Source organism: Streptomyces hainanensis, assembly GCF_004348415.1.
In the GTDB taxonomy this organism is placed as follows: Bacteria; Actinomycetota; Actinomycetes; order Streptomycetales; family Streptomycetaceae; genus Streptomyces; species Streptomyces hainanensis.
The window spans coordinates 1-19,700 of the sequence record NZ_SMKI01000087.1 but is presented as its reverse complement, the minus strand read 5'-3'; the positions used below and the strand labels follow the sequence as shown (position 1 = coordinate 19,700).

Below are 19,700 nucleotides of genomic sequence, written 5' to 3'. Positions count from 1 at the left end.
GCTGTGGGGTGTCTCGGGGGTCAGGGCGCGCACGATCTGGCGCAGCGAGTCGGGGCCGCCGAAGCTGCCGGGGCGGGTGACGACGGACCGCTCGTCGCGGGTGCGGGAGAGGACGGCGCCGTGGTGGATCTGTCCCCGGGGTTCGAGCTCGCCGATGCCCAGCGCCTCCAGGACGCGTCGGGCGGTCTCGCCGCCGGTGAGGACGAGGTCGGCGGGTGCCGGATGGCGGGCCAGGGTGGCGGCGGCCAGCGCGGCGAGGCCGCGGACCACGGCCCTGGGGTCGGCGCGCCGGTCGGCGGTGCCGGTGGGCGCGACGCTGAGGACGGTGACCCTGCCGGCGGCGAGCCGTGGCGGCTCCGCCGCGAGGGCGGCGCTCGGCGGCGGGTGGGGGTCGGCGGCGAACGCGGGCGGCTCCACGGCGGCCCGCGCCGCCAGGGCGGCGCTCGGCAGCGGGTGGTGGTCGGCGCCGTCGGCGACGAGCCGCGCGACCTGCTCGGCGCTCGCCGGTTCGGCGGTGCCGACCACGACGAGCACGGCGCGGTCGCCGCGCGGCGGCGGCAGCCGCGGCGGCTCACCGACCGGGGCGTCGCCACCGGCCCGGCCGCCGGCGGCGGAGCCTCGACCGGCGGCGAAGCCGCCGGCGGCGGCAAGGCCCCGGCCCTCGGCCGCCAGGTGGCGGCCGACGGCGGCGGCGAGGCCGCCGGCGCCGATCAGCCGCGGCGCCCTCGCCAGGGCGAGGGCGGCGCCGGCGACGGCGTCGAGGTCGGCGTCGGTCTCGGCGTCGCAGACGGCGATCCGGCCGGCGGCGGTGGCGGTGGTGAGCGCCGCCGCCAGGCGGGCGCGCGGGGCGCGCACGGTGGCGAGGTCGACGAGTTCGACGGGCAGCGGCGCGAAGGACTCGGCGAGCGACCGGGGCGGTGCGGTGGGCTCGGCCCGCCAGGCGTCGGTCAGGTGCAGGGGGGTGTCGCCGAGGTGGACGACGCCGGCGCGGACGGTGCGGCCGGCGGCCGGCAGCGCGGTGGCCGCCACCACCGGGGCGCCGTCCTCGGCCAGGGCGGTCGCGGTGGCGGCGGTGTTGCCGCGCAGCAGGGAGTCGATCTTGACGAGCACCGGGGTGCCGGGGGTGGTGGCGGCCAGCGCGGTGCGGACCCGGCCGGCGGCCGGGGCGGGCGCCAGTTGGCGGGAGTCGAGGTCAAGGACGGTGGCCTCGCCGGGCAGGCGGACCGGTTTGGCCAGTTCCTGACGGAGCGTCATCGGCTCAATGAGGAGCACGCGACTGCGTGTTGTGCGCGAAAGCAGCCCGGCAGCGGTCTCGGCCGCCCCGGACAGATCGTCCGCGATGGCAAGCAGTCGCCGGCTGGGTGCGGGTGGCACGTGGCCTCCTCATGCGCGGTGATCGCGCTGGTGAGATCGGGATGCGGCGCGCCGGCCGACGTGCCTCCGCGGACGACGTAGGCCGGCGTGCTGCGCTTGATGATGACATACGGCGCGCGATTTACGCGAGGGGTCTTGCGCACAACGCGCACCCATGCGACTGTGGCCGACACGACAGCCCGGCCACCCATGCGAAGAGGCGTATGTGTGGCCGCCCTGTCAGGACCACCGAGTCGACATCCGGACGAACAACAGGGACCCCGCCGGTCTCTCCGCCAAGCGTCAAGAGGTCAACGATGACCCGTTTCACCCCACCGATCCTCGGCCGTCGCACCCTTCTCTCCGTGGGTGCGGGCCTGGGAGCCGGGCTCGCCCTGAGCCAGTTGACCGCCTGCGCCGGGCCGACCGGGGCCGCGGGACCCGGCACCATCAGCCTGGGACTCAACCGCTCGCTGGTCAGCCTGGACAACAAGCTCAACCAGTTCGAGGCCGCCGTCACCGTGCAGCGGGCCGTACGTCAGGCGCTGACCAGCATCGACCAGAACCTCAGGCCCCAGCTGGTGCTGGCGGACCGCTTCGAGCTCGACGAGGCGTCGGGGAGCTGGACGGTCCGGCTGCGCGACGACGTCCACTACTCGGACGACACCCCGGTGACCGTCGAGGACGTGGCCACCGCGCTCCGCTACTACGGCGAGGTCAACGGCTCCTTCATCGTCGGCCTCTTCCCCGAGATGCCCACCGTGGAGCCGGTCGACGACCGCACCTTCCGGCTGCACACCCAGCGGCCGGTGGCGGTCCTCGACTACCTGATGGCCAACATCCACATCACCCCGGCCGCCGCCAACGAGCCGGTCGAGCTGAGCAGTGGTGTCGGCTCGGGCCCCTATGTCGTCACCCGCGCCAACGGCGGCACCGGCGAGTACGAGCTGGCCCGCAACGACCGCTACTGGGGGCCGGCGCCCTCGCTGCGGAACGTGCGGGTGCGGTTCGTCCCCGAGGAGTCGAGCCGGGTGGTCGGCCTGCGCAGCGGCGAGATCGACGTGATCGACTCGATCAGCCCCGACTCCGCCGACCAGCTCGACGGGATGCGGGGCGTGCGCATCCAGCGCTCCCCCGGCACCCGGATCAACCAGCTGTTCTTCAACTTCCGCAAACCGCGCGGTCATCCACTGGCCGACCCGGCCGTGCGGGAGGCGCTCACCTACGCGATCGACGGCCGTGCCCTGATCGACAACGTGCTCACCGGCTCCGCCCAGCAGGCCGAGGGCGTGGTGCCGGTCGCGCTGGAGGGCGCGGCCCGCACCGGCGCCTTCACCTACGACCCGCGGCAGGCGCGGCAGCGCCTCGACGCGCTCGGGGTGCGCGACCTGGCGGTGAAGATCATCTGGGAGACCGGCGAGTTCGCCGCGGACACCTTCATCATGGAGGCCGTCCAGGAGATGCTGAGCGACGTCGGGGTCCGTTCCACACTCCAGCAGTTCGAGCCCGGCGGCGACATCCTCCAGTGGCGGCAGGGCCGGCGCGGCGACTGGGACGTCCTGGGCAACGGCTTCGGCAACCCGACGGGGCTGGCGCTCACCAGCCTCCAGGGCATGTACGCGGGCACCCCGGAGCGCGAGGAGACCAGGGACACCTACCAGGGCTTCGTCTACCCCGAGGTCGCCGGGCTGATATCCGACGCCACCGCCGAAGCCGACCGGGACGCCCGCAACCTGCTGCTGACCGACGTGCAGCAGCGGATCTGGGACCTGTGGCCCTGCCTGTGGGCCTTCGTGCCGGACGCGGTGCTCGCCCACCGGACCCGGATGACCGACCCGGCGCTCAAGCCCATCAACTCCTACGACCTCGCCTCCGTGGCGCTGGAGGGCTGAGCCATGGTCCGTTATCTCGCGCGCCGACTCGGTCAGAGCCTGCTGACCATCTTCCTCACCGTCTCCACCGTCTTCGTCCTGGTCCGCCTCGCCCCCGGCGACCCCGCCACCTCCTACGCGGGCCCCAACGCCACCACCGAGGACCTGGCCAGGATCCGCGAGCAGTTCGGCCTCGACGACTCGGTGTTCGCGCAGTACCTGATCTTCCTGCGCGACCTGTTCACCGGCGACCTGGGCACCAGCTACTCCTTCCACGCCCCCGCGTTCGACGTGGTCATGGACCGGCTGCCGTACACCACCACGCTGGCCATCTCCGCGATCGCGCTGACCACCGTGGTCGCCGTGCCGCTCGGCGTCTGGATGGCCAGGCGCGCCGACACCAACCGCGAGATCGGCGCCAACATCGTCACCATCGCCGGACAGTCCATGCCGGACTTCTGGAGCGGCGTGATGCTGCTGACCGCGTTCGCCGTGCTGATCCCGGTGCTGCCCTCCTCCGGCTTCACCACCTGGGGCGGGCTCGTGCTGCCGACCATCACCGTGGCCATCCTTCAGATGGCGCTGATCTCCCGCCTGGTACGGCGCGAGATGGCGGGCGCGCTCGCCTCCCCCTACATCACCGTGGCCCGCTCACGCGGCGTCTCGGAGCGTGCCCTGACGTGGCGTTACGGGCTGCGCAACTCGGCCATCCCGGTGCTGACCGCGCTCGGCACCCGGTTCGCCGCGCTGCTCAACGGCGTGGTCGTGGTCGAGGTCGTCTTCGGTTGGCCCGGCGTGGGCTCCCTGGTGGTGCGGGCCCTGGAGACCCGCGACTACCCGCTGATCCAGGCCACGGTGCTGGTCACCGCCGCCCTCGCGATCCTGGTCCAACTCCTCATCGACCTGGCCTACCCGCTGCTCGACCCGCGGGTGCGCCTCGGAAAGGCGGCCTGAGCCATGAGCACCGCCCTGGACACAACCGCTACCCCCTCCCCCCGGCCGAGCGCCGTCAGCGCCAGGCAGCTGGCCGCCTCCACCGCCACCCGACGGGCCAGGGCCGCCCGGCTCAAGCTCTGGATCGGCACGGTCTGCACGCTGCTCGTGGTGGTGCCGATCGCCCTGGCACAGCTGCTGCCGCTGCCCGGGCCCAACGACCAGGACCTCGGCAAGCGTCGCCTCGCGCCGTTCACCGAGGGGCATCTGTTCGGCACCGACCAGCTCGGCCGCGACGTGCTCTCCCGCATCCTGCACGGCGGCCAGGTCTCGCTGACCATCGGCGTGCTCGCCGTGGTGGTCTCCGGCGTCATCGGCATCGTCGCCGGCGCCGCCGCCGGCTACTTCGGCGGCTGGGTCGACTCGGTGGTCTCCCGGCTGCTGGAGGCGCAGATGTCGCTGCCGCTGCTGATGATGCTGCTGCTCGTCGTCGCCCTGTTCGACCCCTCGGTGCCGGTGATCACCAGCGTCATCGCCGTGGCCCAGTGGCCCGAGGTGGCCAGGCTGACCCGCTCCCTGGTACTGGTGGAACGCGAGAAGCCGTACGTGGCGGCCGCCCGGATGCTGGGCCTGCACCGGATCCAGATCCTGGTCCGGCACATCCTGCCCAACATCATCCGCCAGGCCACCCTCGTCGTCCTCCTGCTGCTCGCCCAGGCCGTGCTGCTGGAGAGCGCGCTCAGCTACCTGGGCGCCGGGCCCCAACGGCCGTTCGCCACCTGGGGACGGATCATCTCCGACGGCCAGGACTACATCACGACGTCCTGGTGGCTGGTCACCCTGCCGGGCCTGGTGATCGTGCTGCTGGTCGTCGGCGTCAACCTCATCGGCGACGGGCTGCGCGACCGCAGCCGGGTGCGTCGAACCGCGACGGAGGGCAACTGATGGCCACCACCGACACCCCGCGGGCGAGCCGGGACGAGCCGCTGCTCGACGTGCGCGACCTGCAGATCGAGCTGATCACCGAGCACGGCGTGGTCCGCGCGGTGGACGGCGTCAGCTTCGCCATCGACAGCGGCGAGACCGTCACCATCATCGGCGAGTCGGGCTCCGGCAAGTCGACCACGGCCATGGGCATCCTGCGCCTGCTGCCCGACGGGCTCGCCGTGATCTCCGGCACCGCCAGGATCTCCGGCGTCGACACCGTCGCCAACCCGGGCGCCATGCCGAAGATCCTCGGCCGCAAGGTCTCGCTGATCCCACAGGACCCGATGACCGCGCTCAGCCCCGTGCACACCGTCGGGCGGCAGCTCGGCGAGGCGATCAGGCTGCGCCACCCGGAGCTCTCCAAGGCCGAGGCCCGCGCCCGCGGGATCGAGTTGCTGGAGCGGGTACGGATCTCCAAGCCGGAGAGCCGCTGGGCCTCCTACCCGCACCAGCTCTCCGGCGGCATGCTCCAGCGCGTGCTGATCGCCATCGCGCTGGCCGCCGAGCCCGTGCTGCTGGTGGCCGACGAGCCCACCTCGGCGCTCGACGTCACCGTGCAGGCCGGCATCCTCGACCTGCTGCTCGAACTCCAGGAGCGCACCGGCATCGGCATCCTGATGATCACCCACGACCTGGGCGTGGCGCGGCTGGTCTCCGACCGCATCCACGTGATGCGCGACGGCCACTTCGTCGAGTCGGGCCCGGTGGAGCAGGTCGTCGACGCGCCGACCGAGCCCTACACCCAGAAGCTGCTCGCCGCCGTGCCGGTCCTCGGCCCCTGGGACGAGAGCACCGTCACCGAGGAGGCCGGACGATGAGCGCCACCCCCTTCCTGTCCGTGACCGACCTGCGGGTCGACTACCCCATCCCGGGCGGCGTCCACCGCGCGGTGGACGACCTCAGCTTCACCGTCGAGCGAGGCGGCTCGCTGGCCATCGTCGGCGAGTCCGGCTGCGGCAAGTCGACCGTCGCGCGCAGCCTGGTGCGGCTGCTCAAGCCCACGGCGGGCCGGATCGAGCTGGACGGCGTCGACCTGGCCCCGCTCTCGGAGCGCCGGATGCGCCCGCTGCGGCACCGGGTGCAGATGGTCTTCCAGGACCCCTACGGCTCCCTCGACCCGCACTCCACCGCGCAGGAGATCGTCGCCGAGCCGCTGCGCGTGGCGGGCGTCCGCGACCGGGCGCAGCGCGCGAAGCGCGCGGCCGAACTGCTCGACCGGGTCGGTCTCCCGACCAGCGCGCTGCACCGCAGGCCGGCCGAGTTCTCCGGCGGCCAGCGGCAGCGGATCGGCATCGCCCGGGCCCTGGCGAGCAGCCCCGAGCTGTTGATCTGCGACGAGGCGACTTCGGCGCTGGACGTCTCGGTGCAGGCGCAGGTGTTGCGGCTGCTGCGCGAACTGCGCGAGGAGTCGGACCTGACCTTCATCGTGATCTCCCACAACCTGGGCGTGGTCCGCGAGATCAGCTCGGAGATCATCGTGATGCGGGACGGCCGTCTCGTGGAGTCCGGTCCGACCGAGCGGGTGCTCGCCGCGCCCGCCGAGCCCTACACCAGGGCGCTCCGGCGCGCCGCCCTGGATCCGGCAGCCATGCGGGGCCGCAAGCCGCGCTCCGTGGTCAACACCGTCAGCGCCCGCGACCGCGGGCCGTCGAAAGGAGAAGCCGCGTGACCCTGCTCCCGGACATCCCCGTCCCGCTGTCGCCGCTGGTGCTCGGCACCATGACCTTCGGGGACACCGTCGACCGGGCGGGTGCCGAGGCGATGCTCGACCTGGCCCTGGACTCCGGGATCACCGCGGTCGACACCGCCAACGCCTACGCCGGCGGTGACACCGAGACCATGCTGGCCGACCTGCTGACGCCGGCCCGCCGGGAGCGGATCCAGCTCGCCACCAAGGCCGGCATGCCCCACCCCGACACGGGCGAGCACAGCCCGCTGTCGCCGGCCGGCATGCGGGCCGCGCTGGAGGGCAGCCTGCGGCGGCTGCGGACCGACCACGTCGACCTCTTCTACCTGCACCAGCCGGACCGGAACGTGCCGCTGGCCGAGACGCTGGGCGCGGTCGCCGAGTTCGTCGCCGAGGGAAGGATCAGGGCGCTCGGCGTCTCCAACTACGCGGCCTGGGGGATCGCCGAGGTCGGCCGGGTCGCGGACCAGGTGGGCGCGCCGCGCCCGGTGGTCGCGCAGCAGCTGTACAACCTGCTGGCCCGCCGGGTCGAGGAGGAGTACCTGGAGTTCGCGGCCACCACGGGGCTCGCCACCATGGTCTACAACCCGCTGGCCGGCGGGCTGCTGACCGGCCGCCACCACTTCGGGAGCGCGCCGGACTCGGGTCGCTTCGCCGACTCCCGGCTGGCCCCGATGTACCGGCAGCGCTACTGGAACCCGCGGCTCTTCGAGGCCGTGGAGCGGCTGGCCGACATCGCGGAGCAGGCCGGCGTCGGGCTCGCCGAGCTCTCGGTCCGCTGGCTGCTCGGCCGCGACGGGGTGACCGCCGTGCTGCTCGGCGGCTCCCGGCTCGAACACCTGAGGGCCAACATCGCCGCCGCGCAGGCCGGGCCGCTGCCGGCCGACGTGCTGGACGCCTGCGACGAGGTGGGTGCCGAGCTGCGCGGCCCGATGCCCGCCTACAACCGCTGACCACAGAACCACGACCATCCCCCATCCCCACCCCGAGAGTGAGGCCAACCCCGGTATGGATTCCGCCCGTTTCGCCGCCGCACTGCGCTCCCGCGAGAAGCTCGTCGGCTACTGGTCGATCGTCGGCTCCCCCGTGATCAACGAACGGCTCGCCAGGCTCGGCTACGACTACGTCTGCCTGGACGCCCAGCACGGGCTCTTCGGCTACCAGGAGATGCTCCAGTCGCTGACCGCCATCGACGCCGGCGGCGCGTCCGTCGGCATGGTCCGGGCGGTCGCCAACGACCCGGCGCCCATCGGCCGGGCGCTCGACGCCGGCGCCACGGGCGTGATCGTGCCGCTGATCGACACCGCGGAGCAGGCCGCGGCGGCCGTCTCCGCCTGCCGCTACCCGCCGGTCGGCCGACGCTCGTACGGGCCGATGCGCGCCCAGCTGCGGATCGGCCCCAAGCCGTCCGTGGCCCACGAGGAGACGGTGGTGCTGGCGATGATCGAGACGGCGGACGGCCTCGCCAACCTGACCGACATCTGCGCCACCCCGGGCCTGGACGGCGTCTACGTCGGCCCCTCGGACCTGCGGATCGCGCTGGGCGGCGCGACGTCGACCGACCCGGCGCTCGACGAGGAGTTCGAGGCCGCGCTGGTGCGGGTCCGGGAGGCCGCGGCGGCCGCCGGGATCGCCGCCGGCATCCACACATCGGACGGCGCCTCGGCCGCCAGGCGGCTGGCCGAGGGCTACACCTTCGCCACCGTCTCGTCCGAGCTGATCCACCTGGAGCAGGTTGCCCGCGACCACCTGAAGACCGCCAGGTCCTGACCGCCGGGTCCTGACCGCGCGGGTCCTGACCGCGCGGCAGACGAACAGCGGGACAAGCGAACGGAGTTGAGGAGAGCCATGAGCGAGACGCCAGCGTGGGGCGAGGCGCCGCCCGAGCACCCCGACGGGGTGCTGCGGCCGCGTCCCGAGGACCCCGACGTGCTCCAGGCGTTCCTACCGGCGCCCGCCGTGCAGAACCACGCCGCCAGCCTGACGGTGCTGCCGGACGGCGCCCTGGGCTGCGTCTGGTTCGGCGGCACCCAGGAGGGCGTGCCGGACATCTCGATCTGGTTCTCCCGGCTCGCGCCGGGCGGTGCCGCCTGGGAGGCGCCGGTCCGGCTCTCCGACGACCCGGACCGCTCGGAGCAGAACCCGCTGCTGTTCCCGACGCCCGCCGGCGAGCTGTGGCTGCTCCACACCGCCCAACGGGCCGGTGACCAGGACACCGCGGAGGTCAGGCTGCGGGTCTCGGTGGACGGCGGCCGGAGCTGGGACGCGCCGCGGACGCTGTTCCCCGCGGGCCCCGAGGGCGGGGTGTTCGTCCGCCAGCCTCCGGTGGTGCTCGCCTCCGGCCGCTGGCTGCTGCCGATCTTCCGCTGCGTGCCGGTGCCCGGCACCAGGTGGACCGGCGAGCAGGACACCAGCTCCGTGCTGATCAGCGACGACGCGGGGCGCGACTGGCGGGAGCGGCCGGTGCCGGAGAGCACCGGGCAGGTTCACATGAACATCCAGCCGCTCGCGGACGGCACGCTGGTCGCGCTGTTCCGCAGCCGGTGGGCGGACCGGGTGCACCGCTCCGTCTCCCGGGACGACGGGGAGACCTGGACGGCGCCGGAGCCGACCGGGCTGCCGAACAACAACTCGTCGCTGCAGTGCCTCGTGCTGGCGGACGGCCGGCTCGCGCTGGTCCACAACCACAGCAGCAGGGCCGACGCGTCGGCCCGCCGGGTGTCGCTCTACGACGAGATCGACGAGGCCGGCCAGGCGGGGGAGGCCCGCCCGCCGGCGGCCGAGCCGGCCGGCCGGGCCTTCTGGGGCGCGCCCCGGGCACCGCTGACGCTGGCGATCTCGGCGGACGGCGGGCTGAGCTGGCCGCTGCGCAGGGACGTGGCGACCGGCGACGGCCACTGTCTGACGAACAACTCCCGGGACCGGCTCAACCGGGAGCTGTCCTACCCGACGATCGCGCAGACGCCGGACGGCGCGCTGCACATCGCGTTCACCTACTGGCGGCAGACCATCACCCACGTTCGGGTGACGCCGGACTGGGCGGCCGGGCCAGCCACCGCGGGGCGAGCCGGCTGACCGACGCCCGGTCGAGCAGGGTGGCCGAGGCGCAGCCGGGCGGCAAGGCGCCCGCCTCGACCTCGGCTATCAGCCGGGCCACCGCCCGCCGGTGCCGGCCGAAGGCCGGGCGGGAGACCGCCCGGCCGCGGGCCGCCTGACCGGCGAGCGCGGCGTCAGGCGGGACGTCGAGCAGCAGCAGGTGGAAGCCGCGCCGCCGGCGCCTGGCGTCCCTGGCGAGCCAGCGCCGCACGAACGCGTTCCGCCCGCAGTCGTGCACGAGGACGCCGGCCGGCGAGCGCAGAGCGTTCCATAACCGGGCGTAGTGGGCGGTCCTGACGGCGGGTCGGTAGACGGCGTAGGGCAGCCAGCGGGGCAGCCGCGCCTCCCAACGCTCCCGCTCCTCCTGGGAGTCGACCAGCACGAGCCCGCTACCCGCCGGCTCCGCGACCCGCCCCATCAGGGTGGACTTGCCGCTGCCCGGCAACCCGGACACCACGACCCGGTCGCCCGGCTCCCACGGCGGCAGCGGAGCCCGGGGACCGGCCTCCGGCCCCCGCAGATCAAGCACCGCGGCGCCGCTCGCCGGCTCGCTGGCCAGACCACTCGCGTCCTGTCGGAGCATCGCGATCACTCCCCGCCCTCGTGAGGCCCTCCGAACCGAGGAACCTCTTTGCAGTTCCTTTAACGGTCCGTGCCCCCGATGTTATCCGCCGACGCGGACAGTCGAGGGCCCCAGCCGCCACCATCGCCAAATAAACCCGGCGGACACCGATCCCCCCGGCTCCGGCCGCTCCCGCGTGGGGGCGCGCGCCGCCCCGAGGTGACACGGGACACTGCCCTCATGACGGGGATGAGACTGTTCGCCGCGGTGTTGCCGCCCGAGCCGGTGTTGGATGAACTCACGACGGCAGTACGGGAGTTGCACCATCTGCCGGGAGCCGGGCGGCTGCGCTGGACCGATCCCGGCGGCTGGCACCTGGTGTTGGCGTTCTTCGGCGACGTGCCGCCCGAGCGGGTGCCGGAACTGCGCGAGCGCCTCGGCCGGGTGGCCGGTCGACACGACCGGCACCAACTGTCGCTGACCGGCGGCGGCCGGTTCGCCCAGCGGGTGCTGTGGGCGGGGGTGGCCGGCCAGGTGGGCGCCCTGCGCGGGCTGGCCGCGGCGAGCACGGCCGCCGGGCGCCACTCGGGGATCGCGCTCGACGACCACCGCCCCTACCACCCGCACCTGACGATCGCCCGGGGCCGGGACCGGGTGGATCTGACGCCCTACGCCTCCGCCCTCACCGACGTCGCCGGCACCCCCTGGACGGTCACCGGGTTCACCCTGCTGCGCAGCCACCTCCCCGCCGAGGGCCTCCCCGGCCAACGGCCCCGCTACGAGCCGCTGGCCAGCTACCCGTTGCGGCAGGCCACCCCGAACGGCCCGGCCGGGAAGGGGTAACGTCGGGACACCCGCCCCCCGGAGAGGCAGAACGTGGCCACCGATCCCGCACCCCGCGTACTCGCCGAGATGACCGACCTGCTGCGCGGCGCGCCGGACGAGCCGGGCAACATCCTGTGGCGGCTCGCCGAGTCGGGGCGCCAACTGGACGCCAACGTCGTCCGGTTGCGGCCGGACGCCGGCGTGGGCGAGCACGTCGAGCCGGATCTCGACGTGCTGCTCCAGGTGATCGGGGGCGGCGGGCAGCTGCGGGTCGGCGGCGAGTCGCGGCCCCTGTCGCCCGGCAGCCTGGCCTGGCTCCCGCGCGGCACCGGGCGGGCGCTCGCCGCCGGCCCCGACGGCCTGGTGTACGTCACGGTGCACCGCCGCCGGCCCGGCGCGACCATCCGCACCGCCAGGGACGAGCCGGCGGGAGGGGAGCCGGCCTGCCAACCGCACCGGGTCTGCGCCGAGTGCGGCCGACTGGCCGGCGAGCCCGACGCCCGCTTCTGCGCCGGGTGCGGTACCGAACTCCCCGAACCCGCCTGAGCGGCCCCGCTCATCGGCCTGCTCGCCGTGCCCCTTGCTCGCCGTGCCCCTTACTCGCTGTGAATGTTCGCGCCCGGGCCGAGCGGCAGGTCGAAGCCGTAGAAGATGCCGAGCACCGCGAGCCAGGCGAGCAGGAACGGCACCACGAAGATCACCAACCGGGACAGCAACGTGCCGAGTTGGGCGCTTGGCTCGTAGCGGCGCAGCAGCGCCAGGACCAGGAACAGGTACGGGTTCATCGGCGTGATCATCTGGGTGGCCGAGTCGCCGATGCGGAACGCGGCCTGGGTGAACGCGGGTTCCATCCCCAGCAGCATGAAGGTGGGCACGAACACCGGCGCCATCAGCGACCAGAGCGCCGAGCCCGAGGTGATGAAGAGGTTGAGCACGCACACCAGCAGCACGAACAGCGCGATGCCCAGGAAGCCGGTCAGGCCGGCGGACTCCAGCAGCGAGGCGCACTTCACCGCCAGCAGGGTGCCGACGCCCGACCAGTTGAAGACGCCGATCACCTGGGAGATCGCGAAGATCAGCACGATGTAGCCGGACATGTTGGTGACCGAGTCGGCCATCAGCCGCGGCACGTCGTCGGCCTTCCTGAGGCTGCGGACGGTCACCCCGTAGACGACGCCGGCCAGCAGGAAGGCGACGAACAGCAGCGGGACGATGCCGCTGAGCACCGGCGACGGCACCAGCGCGCCGCCCTCGCCGCGCAGCGGGGAGTCGGGCAGCAGCCAGCCGGTGACCACCACGGCGGCGTAGCCGAGGAAGGCGAGACCGGCGTTGCGCATCCCGCGCTTCTCGACCGCGGTGACCTCGGTGGTGACGCCGTCCGCGCCGAACTCGCCGCTCGGGTCGAGCTCCGGCTGGGGCAGCCGGGGCTCCAGCACCCGGGCGGTCAGGAAGCCGCCCATCAACGCCAGCACCAGGCTGGCGGCGGCGGTGAAGAAGTAGTTGACCAGGATGTGGGTGGGCGCCTCGGCGCCGCCCGGCAGCACGGTCACGGCGGTCTGGGTGATGCCGGTGTAGAGCGCGTCGAGCGAGCCGATGATGAAGCCGGCCGCGTAGCCGGCGCAGACGCAGGCGAAGGCCCCGATCAGCCCGGCCACCGGGTTGCGGCCGGCGCTGCGGAAGGCCAGGGCGGCCAGCGGCGGGATCACCAGGATGGCGATGTCGCTCATCACGTGGCCCTGACAGGCGACGAACGCCATCACGTAGGGCAGCACCCGGGCCGGCGCCCGGGCGATGGTGGCCCGCACCACCGTTTCGAGCAGCCCGGTCTTCTCGGCGATGCCCACCGCCATCATCATCAGCAGCACGGTGCCCAGCGACGGGAAGCCGGTGAAGTTGGGGATGAGGTTCTCCAGCAGCCACCGCAGGCCCTCACCCGTCAGCAGCCCCTTGACCTGGAGCTCCTCCTCGCTGCCCGGCACGGTGACGCCGGCGTCGAACGCCGCCAGCGCGGTGGAGACCACGGCCAGCACGACGAAGAGGAGGGTGAACAGGTAGAAGGGGTGCGGCAGCCGGTTGCCGGCGCGCTCGATGCCGCCGAGCACGCGGTCCAGGAGCCGGGCTCCCGAACCGGATCCGGAGCCGGAGCCTGGGCCGGAGCCCGGTGCGGCCGGGGCGAGGGTGTCCTGCATGGCGGGGTACCTTTCGAACGGGCCTGACGTCAGCTCGCGGGCTGGGGAGCCTTGCGGACGACGCCCTGCTGGACGACGTACCGGACGTTGTCCGGTACGGCGAGGACGGCGATGTCGGAGAGCGGGTCGCCGTCGCAGACGACGAGGTCGGCGGCCTTGCCGGCCTCGAGGGTGCCGATCCGGTCGGCGAGGCCGAGCAGTTCGGCGGCGGTGCCGGTACCGGCGAGGATGGCGTTCATCGGCGTCATGCCGAGCGCCACCAGGTGCATCAGCTCGCGGAGGTTCTGCGCGTGCGGGCCGACCCCGGCGTCGGTGCCGAGCGCGATCCGCAGTCCGCGCTCGATGGCGCGGGCGATGTTCTCCCGGGTGATCCCGGACCAGCGGACCTTCTTCTCGTAGTGGTAGGGCGCCATCTTCGACCTGTCGATGCCGTCGAAGACGGTGGACAGCGTGGGCACCACGAACACGCCGCGCTCCCCCGCCAGGTCGCAGGCCTCGTCGTCCAGGCCGTAGCCGTGCTCGACGCTGGTGACGCCGCCGCGGACGGCGTTGAGGATGCCGGCGGTGCCCTGGGCGTGGGCGGCCACCGGGCGGCCGCCGTGGCGGGCCACCTCCGAGACCACGGCGCGGATCTCGTCCTCGGTGAGGCCCTCGTCCTCCGGCTGGTCGTGCGGGCTGCCCATGCCGCCGGTGGCGCACAGCTTGATGACGTCGGCGCCGTCCCGCAGCAGCCGGCGGACCGCGATCCGCACCTGGTCGACGGTGTCGGCTATCTCGCCCATGCCGCCGCTGGTGTCGACGCCGGAGGCGGTGGTGAAGTCGGCGTGCCCGCCGGTGTGTCCCATGATCCGGACGGCGGTGTGCAGCCGGGGGCCCTCGATCAGGCCCTCGGTCACGGCGGTGCGGAAGCCGGCCGGAGTGCCCCCGAGGTCGCGGGCGGTGGTGACGCCGGCGTGCAGGGTGCGACGCATCCGCTCGGCGGTGCGCAGCACGCCCACCGTCGGGTCGGCGGCGAACTGGGTGGACAGCTCGGACATCGAGCCCACGCCGAAGTGCACGTGGCAGTCGATGAAGCCGGGCAGCACGGTGCGGCCGGCCACGTCGATCACCCGGGCACCCGGGGCCCGTCCGGGGGCGCCGGCGGCCGGCCCGACGTAGGTCAGGTCGCCGTTCTCGTCTGTCCGGATCTCGCCGTCGGGAACGGGCTCGGCACCCGTCCCGTCGATGATCCTGGCGCCGGTGATCGTCAGCGGGGTGGTCGGCACAGCGGCTCCTTGCCGGTAGGGGTCTGTCCGGCGGATATCGTCCGTACCCTGGATTTCTCGACGGTAAAATCGCCGGATTCGGCCAGGAGGGCACGGTGAACGCAGGATTCGTCCCCGCTTCGAGGGCGCAGGGATCAGCCACCCGCACCGGCCTCGACGAGCTGGATCTGGCCATCGTGCACGCGCTGCAGATCCAGCCACGGGCCCCGTGGACCCTGGTCGGGGAGGTGCTGGAGATCGACCCGGTCACGGCGGCGCGGCGCTGGGGCAGGCTGCGGGACTCGGGGGCGGCCTGGGTCGACGGCTACCTCTCGCCGGCCCACGACACGCTGGTCCGTGCCCAGTTGGAGGTCACGACGGACGGCTCGCGGATCGCCGACGTGGCCACCACGCTGAGCAACGACCCGCCGGTGCTGAGCCTCAAGCAGACCTCGGGCACCAGGGACCTGCTGGTCATCGTCTGGGCGCCCGACCTGGACTGGCTCGCGGAGTACGTCACGGAGCGGGTCTCCCGGGTGCCGGGGGTGCGCACCACCCGGCTGCACGTGATCACGGCGGCGCCCTTCGAGGGCAGCCAGTGGCGGCTGCGGGCGCTCAGCTCCGCCCAGGCCGAACGGCTGCGGCCGGCCGAGCCGCGGGCCGGGGCCGGTTCCTCACCCGACGAGCCGTTGCGCCCGCTGGAGCGGCGGATCGCCGTGACGCTCGGCTCGGACGGCCGGATGCCGCTGGCCGAGCTGGCCCGGGTGGTGGGGAGCAGCGTGGCGACCACCCGGCGCGGCCTGGGCCGGCTGCTGCGCGACGGCCTGCTGTCGCTGCGCTGCAACCTGGCCAGGCCGCTCACCGGGTGGCCGGTGTCCGCCGTCTACTTCGCCTCGGTGCCGGCCCAACACCTCGACGCCACGGCCGCCGCGCTGCGCACGCTGCCCGAGCTGAGGCTGTGCACCATGACGGCCGGCCCGCAGAACATGATCCTCGACGTGTGGCTCCGCACCCTGCACGACGTGCACGGCCTCGAAGCCCACCTCGCCCGCGAACTCGGCCACCTGCGGGTGCGGATCACGGACCGCGCCGTCGTGCTGCGCACCTACAAACACGTGGGGCGCGTACTCGACCGGCACGGTCACAGCGTGCGGGCGGTTCCCACGGACCTGTGGGACTGATCGCCCGGACAGGACCTAGCCGGCGGCCTCGGCCACCTCCTGCTCGACGGCCACCGGGGACGCCGGTGCCGCCGCGGGGGCGCGGACGGTCGACCGCAGGGCCGCCGCGTAGGCGTCGTCCGGGTCGAGCCGCCGCAGTTCCTCGGCGATCAGGTCGGCGGTGCTCCGCACCTTGAGGGCGACGGTGCGGGTGGGCTGGCCCGGGATGGCGAGCGTGGCCACCGCGCCCTCCGGCCGGTCGATGTGGATCTCGCCGCCGGCGGTACGCAGCCGCACGCCGGTGACCACCGGGCCGTCCGAGAGCGCCTGCTCCACCGGCACCCCGAGCCGCGCCGTGAACCAGCGGGCCAGCAGCTCGGCGCTCGGGTTGTCCGCCTCGCTCTCCACCACGGCCGAGGTGACCTCGGTGCGGGCCTGGTCGAGCGCGGCCGCCAGCATGGAGCGCCACGGGGTGAGCCGGGTCCACGCCAGGTCGGTGTCACCCGGGGCGTAGGAGGCGGCGCGTGCCGCCAGTTCCCTCAGCGGCTGCTCGACGGCGTAGGAGTCGGTGATCCGACGCTGCGCGAGCGCGCCGAGCCGGTCGCCGGCCGGGTCGGCCGGCGCCTCCACCGGCCACCAGACCACGACCGGGGCGTCCGGCAGCAGCAGCGGCAGCACCACCGAGTCGGGGTGCTCGGCCAGCTCGCCGCGGAGCCGCAGCAGCACCGTCTCGCCGTTGCCCGAGTCGCCGCCGACCCGTACCTCGGCGTCGAGGCGGGACTCGGTGCGCCGCGCCGCGGCCCGGCCCGGTCGGCGGATGATCACCAGGATCCGGCTCGGGTGTTCCCGGGCCGCGTCCCTGGCCGCCTTGAGGGAGTCGTGCGCGTTCTCCTCGTCGGTGACGATGACCAGGGTCAGCACCATCCCGACCGCCGGGCTCCCGGCCGCCCGCCTGGCCTCGACGAGTGCCGCGTTGATCCTGCTCGATGTGGTGCCGGTCAGTTCGACGCTCATGGCCGCCGCCAGCTCCTTCCTTCTTGTGCGAGCATCCGGTCCGCCTCGGCCGGGCCCCAGGTGCCCGCCGCGTACGGCGCGGGCCTGCCGTGCCGGTCCCAGTAGTCCTCGACGGGGTCGAGGATCCGCCAGGACTCCTCGACCTCCTGGTGGCGGGGGAAGAGGTTGGCGTCGCCGAGGAGGACGTCGAGCAGCAACCGCTCGTACGCCTCGGGGCTGGACTCGGTGAAGGACTCGCCGTAGGCGAAGTCCATCGTCACGTCCCGGATCTCCATCTGGGTGCCGGGCACCTTGGAGCCGAACCTGACCGTGATGCCCTCGTCCGGCTGCACCCGGATCACCAGGGCGTTCTGCCCGAGCTCCTGGGTGTCGGTGGTGTCGAACGGCGAGTGCGGGGCGCGCTGGAAGACCACCGCGATCTCGGTGACCCGCCGCCCGAGCCGCTTCCCGGTGCGCAGGTAGAACGGGACGCCCGCCCACCGGCGGTTGTCGATCTCCAGCTTGACGGCCGCGTAGGTGTCGGTCTTGGACTGCGGGCTGATGCCCGCCTCCTCCAGGTAGCCGAGCACCTTCTCGCCACCCTGCCAACCGCCGGCGTACTGGCCGCGCACCGTGTGCCGGCCCAGGTCGGTGGGCAGCTTGACGGCCCGCAGGACCTTCAGCTTCTCCTCGACCAGCGCGTCCGCGTCGAAGCCGGACGGCTCCTCCATGGCGGTGAGCGCCAGCAGTTGGAGCAGGTGGTTCTGGATGACGTCCCGGGCGGAGCCGATGCCGTCGTAGTAGCCGGCGCGGCCGCCGATGCCGATGTCCTCGGCCATCGTGATCTGCACGTGGTCCACGTACGACCGGTTCCAGATCGGCTCGAACATGGTGTTGGCGAACCGCAGCGCCAGGATGTTCTGGACCGTCTCCTTGCCCAGGTAGTGGTCGATCCGGAACACCTCGTGCGGCGCGAACACCTCGTGCACCACCGCGTTGAGCTCCCGCGCGCTGGCCAGGTCGTGGCCGAACGGCTTCTCGATCACCGCCCGCCGCCAGGAGCCGTCGGGCGCCTCGGACAGGCCGTGCCGCTTGAGCTGCCGCACCACCTGCGGGAAGAACTTCGGCGGCACGGAGAGGTAGAACGCGAAGTTGCCGCTGGTGCCGCGCGCCTCGTTCAGCTCCTCCACGGTCTCGCGGAGCCGCTTGAAGGCCTCGTCGTCGTCGAACACGCCGGGGACGAACCGCATCCCCTGGCTGAGCTCCTCCCAGACCTCCTCGCGGAAGGGGGTGCGGGCGTGCGCCTTGACGGCGTCGTGCACCTCCTTCGCGAAGTCCTCGTGCTCCCAGTCCCGGCGGGCGAAGCCCACCAGCGAGAAGCCCGGCGGCAACAGGCCGCGGTTGGCGAGGTCGTAGACGGCCGGCATCAGCTTCTTGCGCGACAGGTCGCCGGTGACGCCGAAGATCACCAGGCCCGACGGGCCGGCGATCCGCGGCAGCCGCCGGTCGGTGGCCGGGTCGTGCAGCGGATTGACCCAGCTGTCGTGGTCGGTCATCGCCGTCAGGCCCCCTTGGCGGCAAGGCGGGCGAGCGCCGCCTCGGTGGAGTCGAGCAACTCCTGCCACGCCTGCTCGAACTTGGCGACGCCCTCGTCCTCCAGGAGTTGCACCACCTCGTCGTAGGAGACGCCGAGACCGGCCAGCGCGTCCAGGTCGGCGGCGGCCTGCTCGTAGCCGCCGGTGATGGTGTCGCCGCTGACCACGCCGTGGTCCTCGGTGGCCAGCAGCGTCGGCTCGGGCATGGTGTTGACGGTGCCGGGCGCCACCAGTTCGGTGACGTAGAGGGTGTCGGGGTAGGCCGGGTCCTTGACGCCGGTGGAGGCCCACAGCGGCCGCTGCGGGTTGGCGCCGGCCGCCGCGAGCGCGGACCACCGCTCGCCGGCCACGACCTCCTCGTACGCCTGGTAGGCGAGGCGGGCGTTGGCCAGCGCGGCCCGGCCCTTGAGCGCCTTGGCGGCGTCGGTGCCCAGCGCGTCGAGGCGCTTGTCGATCTCGCTGTCCACCCGGGAGACGAAGAACGACGCCACCGAGTGGATCGTGGCCAGGTCGAGCCCGGCGGCCCTGGCCTTCTCCAGACCGGCCTGGTAGGCGTCCATCACCTCGCGGTAGCGCTCCAGGGAGAAGATCAGCGTGACGTTGACGCTGATCCCCCGCCCGATCACCTCGGTGATGGCCGGCAGCCCGGCGCGGGTCGCGGGAATCTTGATCAGGGCGTTGGGGCGGTCCACCAGCCAGGCCAGTTGCTCGGCCTCGGCTATGGTCGCCGCCGTGTCGTGCGCGAAGCGCGGGTCGACCTCGATGGACACCCGGCCGTCGGCGCCGCCGCTCGCCTCGAACACCGGGCGCAGCACGTCGGCCGCGTCCCGGACGTCGGCCGTGGTGATCATCCGGATCGCCTCGTCGACGGTGACCTTGCGCGCGGCCAGGTCCGCCAACTGCCCCTCGTACCCGTCGCCTCCCGAGATCGCCTTCTGGAAGATCGACGGGTTGGTGGTCACCCCGACCACGTGCCGGCTCTCGATCAGCCCAGCCAGATCCCCCGACGCGATCCGCCGGCGCGACAGGTCGTCCAGCCAGATCGCCACCCCCTCGTCGGAGAGCCGCTTGAGTGCGTCGGTCTTGGACATCTCGTCTCCTGCTGTCAGTGTTCCGTGCTTATCTCAGTGCGCGCCGGCCCTCGAAGATTCCCGAGTGCCCCGGGACAAGCTTCCGTCCTCCCCTCCCCGCAGTCCAGCCGACTC

General features: G+C 73.4%; 18 protein-coding genes. 11 read left to right on the top strand and 7 right to left on the bottom strand.

Annotated features, from left to right (window positions below):
- Positions 1 to 1,374, bottom strand: a 1,374-nt coding sequence (locus E1283_RS10845; protein WP_243744750.1) for a four-carbon acid sugar kinase family protein, incomplete at its 3' end; no start/stop codon positions are given.
- A gap of 296 nt (positions 1,375 to 1,670) precedes the next feature.
- On the opposite strand from E1283_RS10845, the gene E1283_RS10840 reads away from it, so the two are divergent.
- The 8 genes from E1283_RS10840 to E1283_RS10805 all read left to right on the top strand — a co-directional run bounded on the left by E1283_RS10840 (position 1,671) and on the right by E1283_RS10805 (position 9,906).
- Positions 1,671 to 3,245: an ABC transporter substrate-binding protein gene (locus E1283_RS10840; RefSeq protein ID WP_132817747.1), complete on the top strand. Its 1,575-nt coding sequence runs from the start codon at positions 1,671 to 1,673 to the stop codon at positions 3,243 to 3,245.
- A 3-nt stretch (positions 3,246 to 3,248) separates the two neighbouring features.
- A complete protein-coding gene (locus tag E1283_RS10835) occupies positions 3,249 to 4,178 on the top strand; it encodes an ABC transporter permease (RefSeq protein WP_132817746.1) in 930 nt (309 codons plus the stop codon).
- Positions 4,179 to 4,181: 3 nt separating this feature from the next.
- Positions 4,182 to 5,102: an ABC transporter permease gene (locus tag E1283_RS10830; protein ID WP_132817745.1), complete on the top strand. Its 921-nt coding sequence runs from the start codon at positions 4,182 to 4,184 to the stop codon at positions 5,100 to 5,102.
- Positions 5,102 to 5,962 (top strand): ABC transporter ATP-binding protein, encoded by an 861-nt coding sequence (locus E1283_RS10825; protein WP_132817744.1) that lies wholly within the window; start codon positions 5,102 to 5,104, stop codon positions 5,960 to 5,962. The genes E1283_RS10830 and E1283_RS10825 overlap by 1 nt, the downstream gene beginning before the upstream one ends.
- Positions 5,959 to 6,813: an ATP-binding cassette domain-containing protein gene (locus E1283_RS10820; RefSeq protein ID WP_132817743.1), complete on the top strand. Its 855-nt coding sequence runs from the start codon at positions 5,959 to 5,961 to the stop codon at positions 6,811 to 6,813. Before E1283_RS10825 ends, E1283_RS10820 begins: the two co-directional genes overlap by 4 nt.
- Positions 6,810 to 7,784: an aldo/keto reductase gene (locus E1283_RS10815; RefSeq protein WP_132817742.1), complete on the top strand. Its 975-nt coding sequence runs from the start codon at positions 6,810 to 6,812 to the stop codon at positions 7,782 to 7,784. Before E1283_RS10820 ends, E1283_RS10815 begins: the two co-directional genes overlap by 4 nt.
- Positions 7,785 to 7,839: 55 nt before the next feature.
- Complete coding sequence (locus E1283_RS10810; RefSeq protein ID WP_132817741.1) at positions 7,840 to 8,601, top strand: HpcH/HpaI aldolase family protein; 762 nt, start codon at positions 7,840 to 7,842, stop codon at positions 8,599 to 8,601.
- Between the two features lie 78 nt (positions 8,602 to 8,679).
- Positions 8,680 to 9,906, top strand: coding sequence for a sialidase family protein (locus tag E1283_RS10805; RefSeq protein WP_132817740.1), 1,227 nt, complete (start codon positions 8,680 to 8,682; stop codon positions 9,904 to 9,906).
- Here E1283_RS10805 and E1283_RS10800 read toward each other — a convergent pair.
- Positions 9,842 to 10,510, bottom strand: coding sequence for an AAA family ATPase (locus E1283_RS10800; RefSeq protein WP_132817739.1), 669 nt, complete (start codon positions 10,508 to 10,510; stop codon positions 9,842 to 9,844). The two genes, E1283_RS10805 and E1283_RS10800, sit on opposite strands and share 65 nt — an antisense overlap.
- A 219-nt stretch (positions 10,511 to 10,729) precedes the next feature.
- On the opposite strand from E1283_RS10800, the gene thpR reads away from it, so the two are divergent.
- Both thpR and E1283_RS10790 read left to right on the top strand, forming a co-directional pair.
- Entirely contained in the window at positions 10,730 to 11,332 is a 603-nt protein-coding gene (thpR, locus tag E1283_RS10795) for an RNA 2',3'-cyclic phosphodiesterase (protein WP_341829918.1), read from the top strand.
- A gap of 33 nt (positions 11,333 to 11,365) precedes the next feature.
- The gene (locus E1283_RS10790; protein WP_132817738.1) at positions 11,366 to 11,860 is read left to right on the top strand and encodes a hypothetical protein; all 495 of its coding nucleotides are present in this window, start codon (positions 11,366 to 11,368) and stop codon (positions 11,858 to 11,860) included.
- Between the two features lie 50 nt (positions 11,861 to 11,910).
- Here the strand turns inward: E1283_RS10790 and E1283_RS10785 are convergent, their stop codons facing one another.
- Together E1283_RS10785 and E1283_RS10780 are read right to left on the bottom strand one after the other, a co-directional pair.
- Positions 11,911 to 13,503, bottom strand: coding sequence for an AbgT family transporter (locus E1283_RS10785; RefSeq protein WP_132817737.1), 1,593 nt, complete (start codon positions 13,501 to 13,503; stop codon positions 11,911 to 11,913).
- A gap of 29 nt (positions 13,504 to 13,532) precedes the next feature.
- On the bottom strand, positions 13,533 to 14,768 hold the full coding sequence (locus E1283_RS10780; RefSeq protein ID WP_243744749.1) for a metal-dependent hydrolase family protein: 1,236 nt from the start codon (positions 14,766 to 14,768) through the stop codon (positions 13,533 to 13,535).
- A gap of 95 nt (positions 14,769 to 14,863) precedes the next feature.
- On the opposite strand from E1283_RS10780, the gene E1283_RS10775 reads away from it, so the two are divergent.
- Entirely contained in the window at positions 14,864 to 15,928 is a 1,065-nt protein-coding gene (locus tag E1283_RS10775) for an Lrp/AsnC family transcriptional regulator (protein ID WP_243744748.1), read from the top strand.
- A gap of 15 nt (positions 15,929 to 15,943) precedes the next feature.
- Here E1283_RS10775 and opcA read toward each other — a convergent pair whose 3' ends face one another.
- The 3 genes from opcA to tal are packed head-to-tail and all read right to left on the bottom strand — an operon-like array spanning position 15,944 to position 19,586.
- On the bottom strand, positions 15,944 to 16,921 hold the full coding sequence (opcA, locus tag E1283_RS10770) for a glucose-6-phosphate dehydrogenase assembly protein OpcA (protein ID WP_132817735.1): 978 nt from the start codon (positions 16,919 to 16,921) through the stop codon (positions 15,944 to 15,946).
- Positions 16,918 to 18,456 carry a glucose-6-phosphate dehydrogenase gene (gene zwf, locus E1283_RS10765; protein WP_132817734.1) on the bottom strand — a complete coding sequence of 513 codons (1,539 nt, stop codon included), beginning with the start codon at positions 18,454 to 18,456 and terminating at the stop codon, positions 16,918 to 16,920. Before zwf ends, opcA begins: the two co-directional genes overlap by 4 nt.
- 5 nt (positions 18,457 to 18,461) lie before the next feature.
- A complete protein-coding gene (tal, locus tag E1283_RS10760; protein WP_132817733.1) occupies positions 18,462 to 19,586 on the bottom strand; it encodes a transaldolase in 1,125 nt (374 codons plus the stop codon).
- Positions 19,587 to 19,700: the final 114 nt, after the last annotated feature.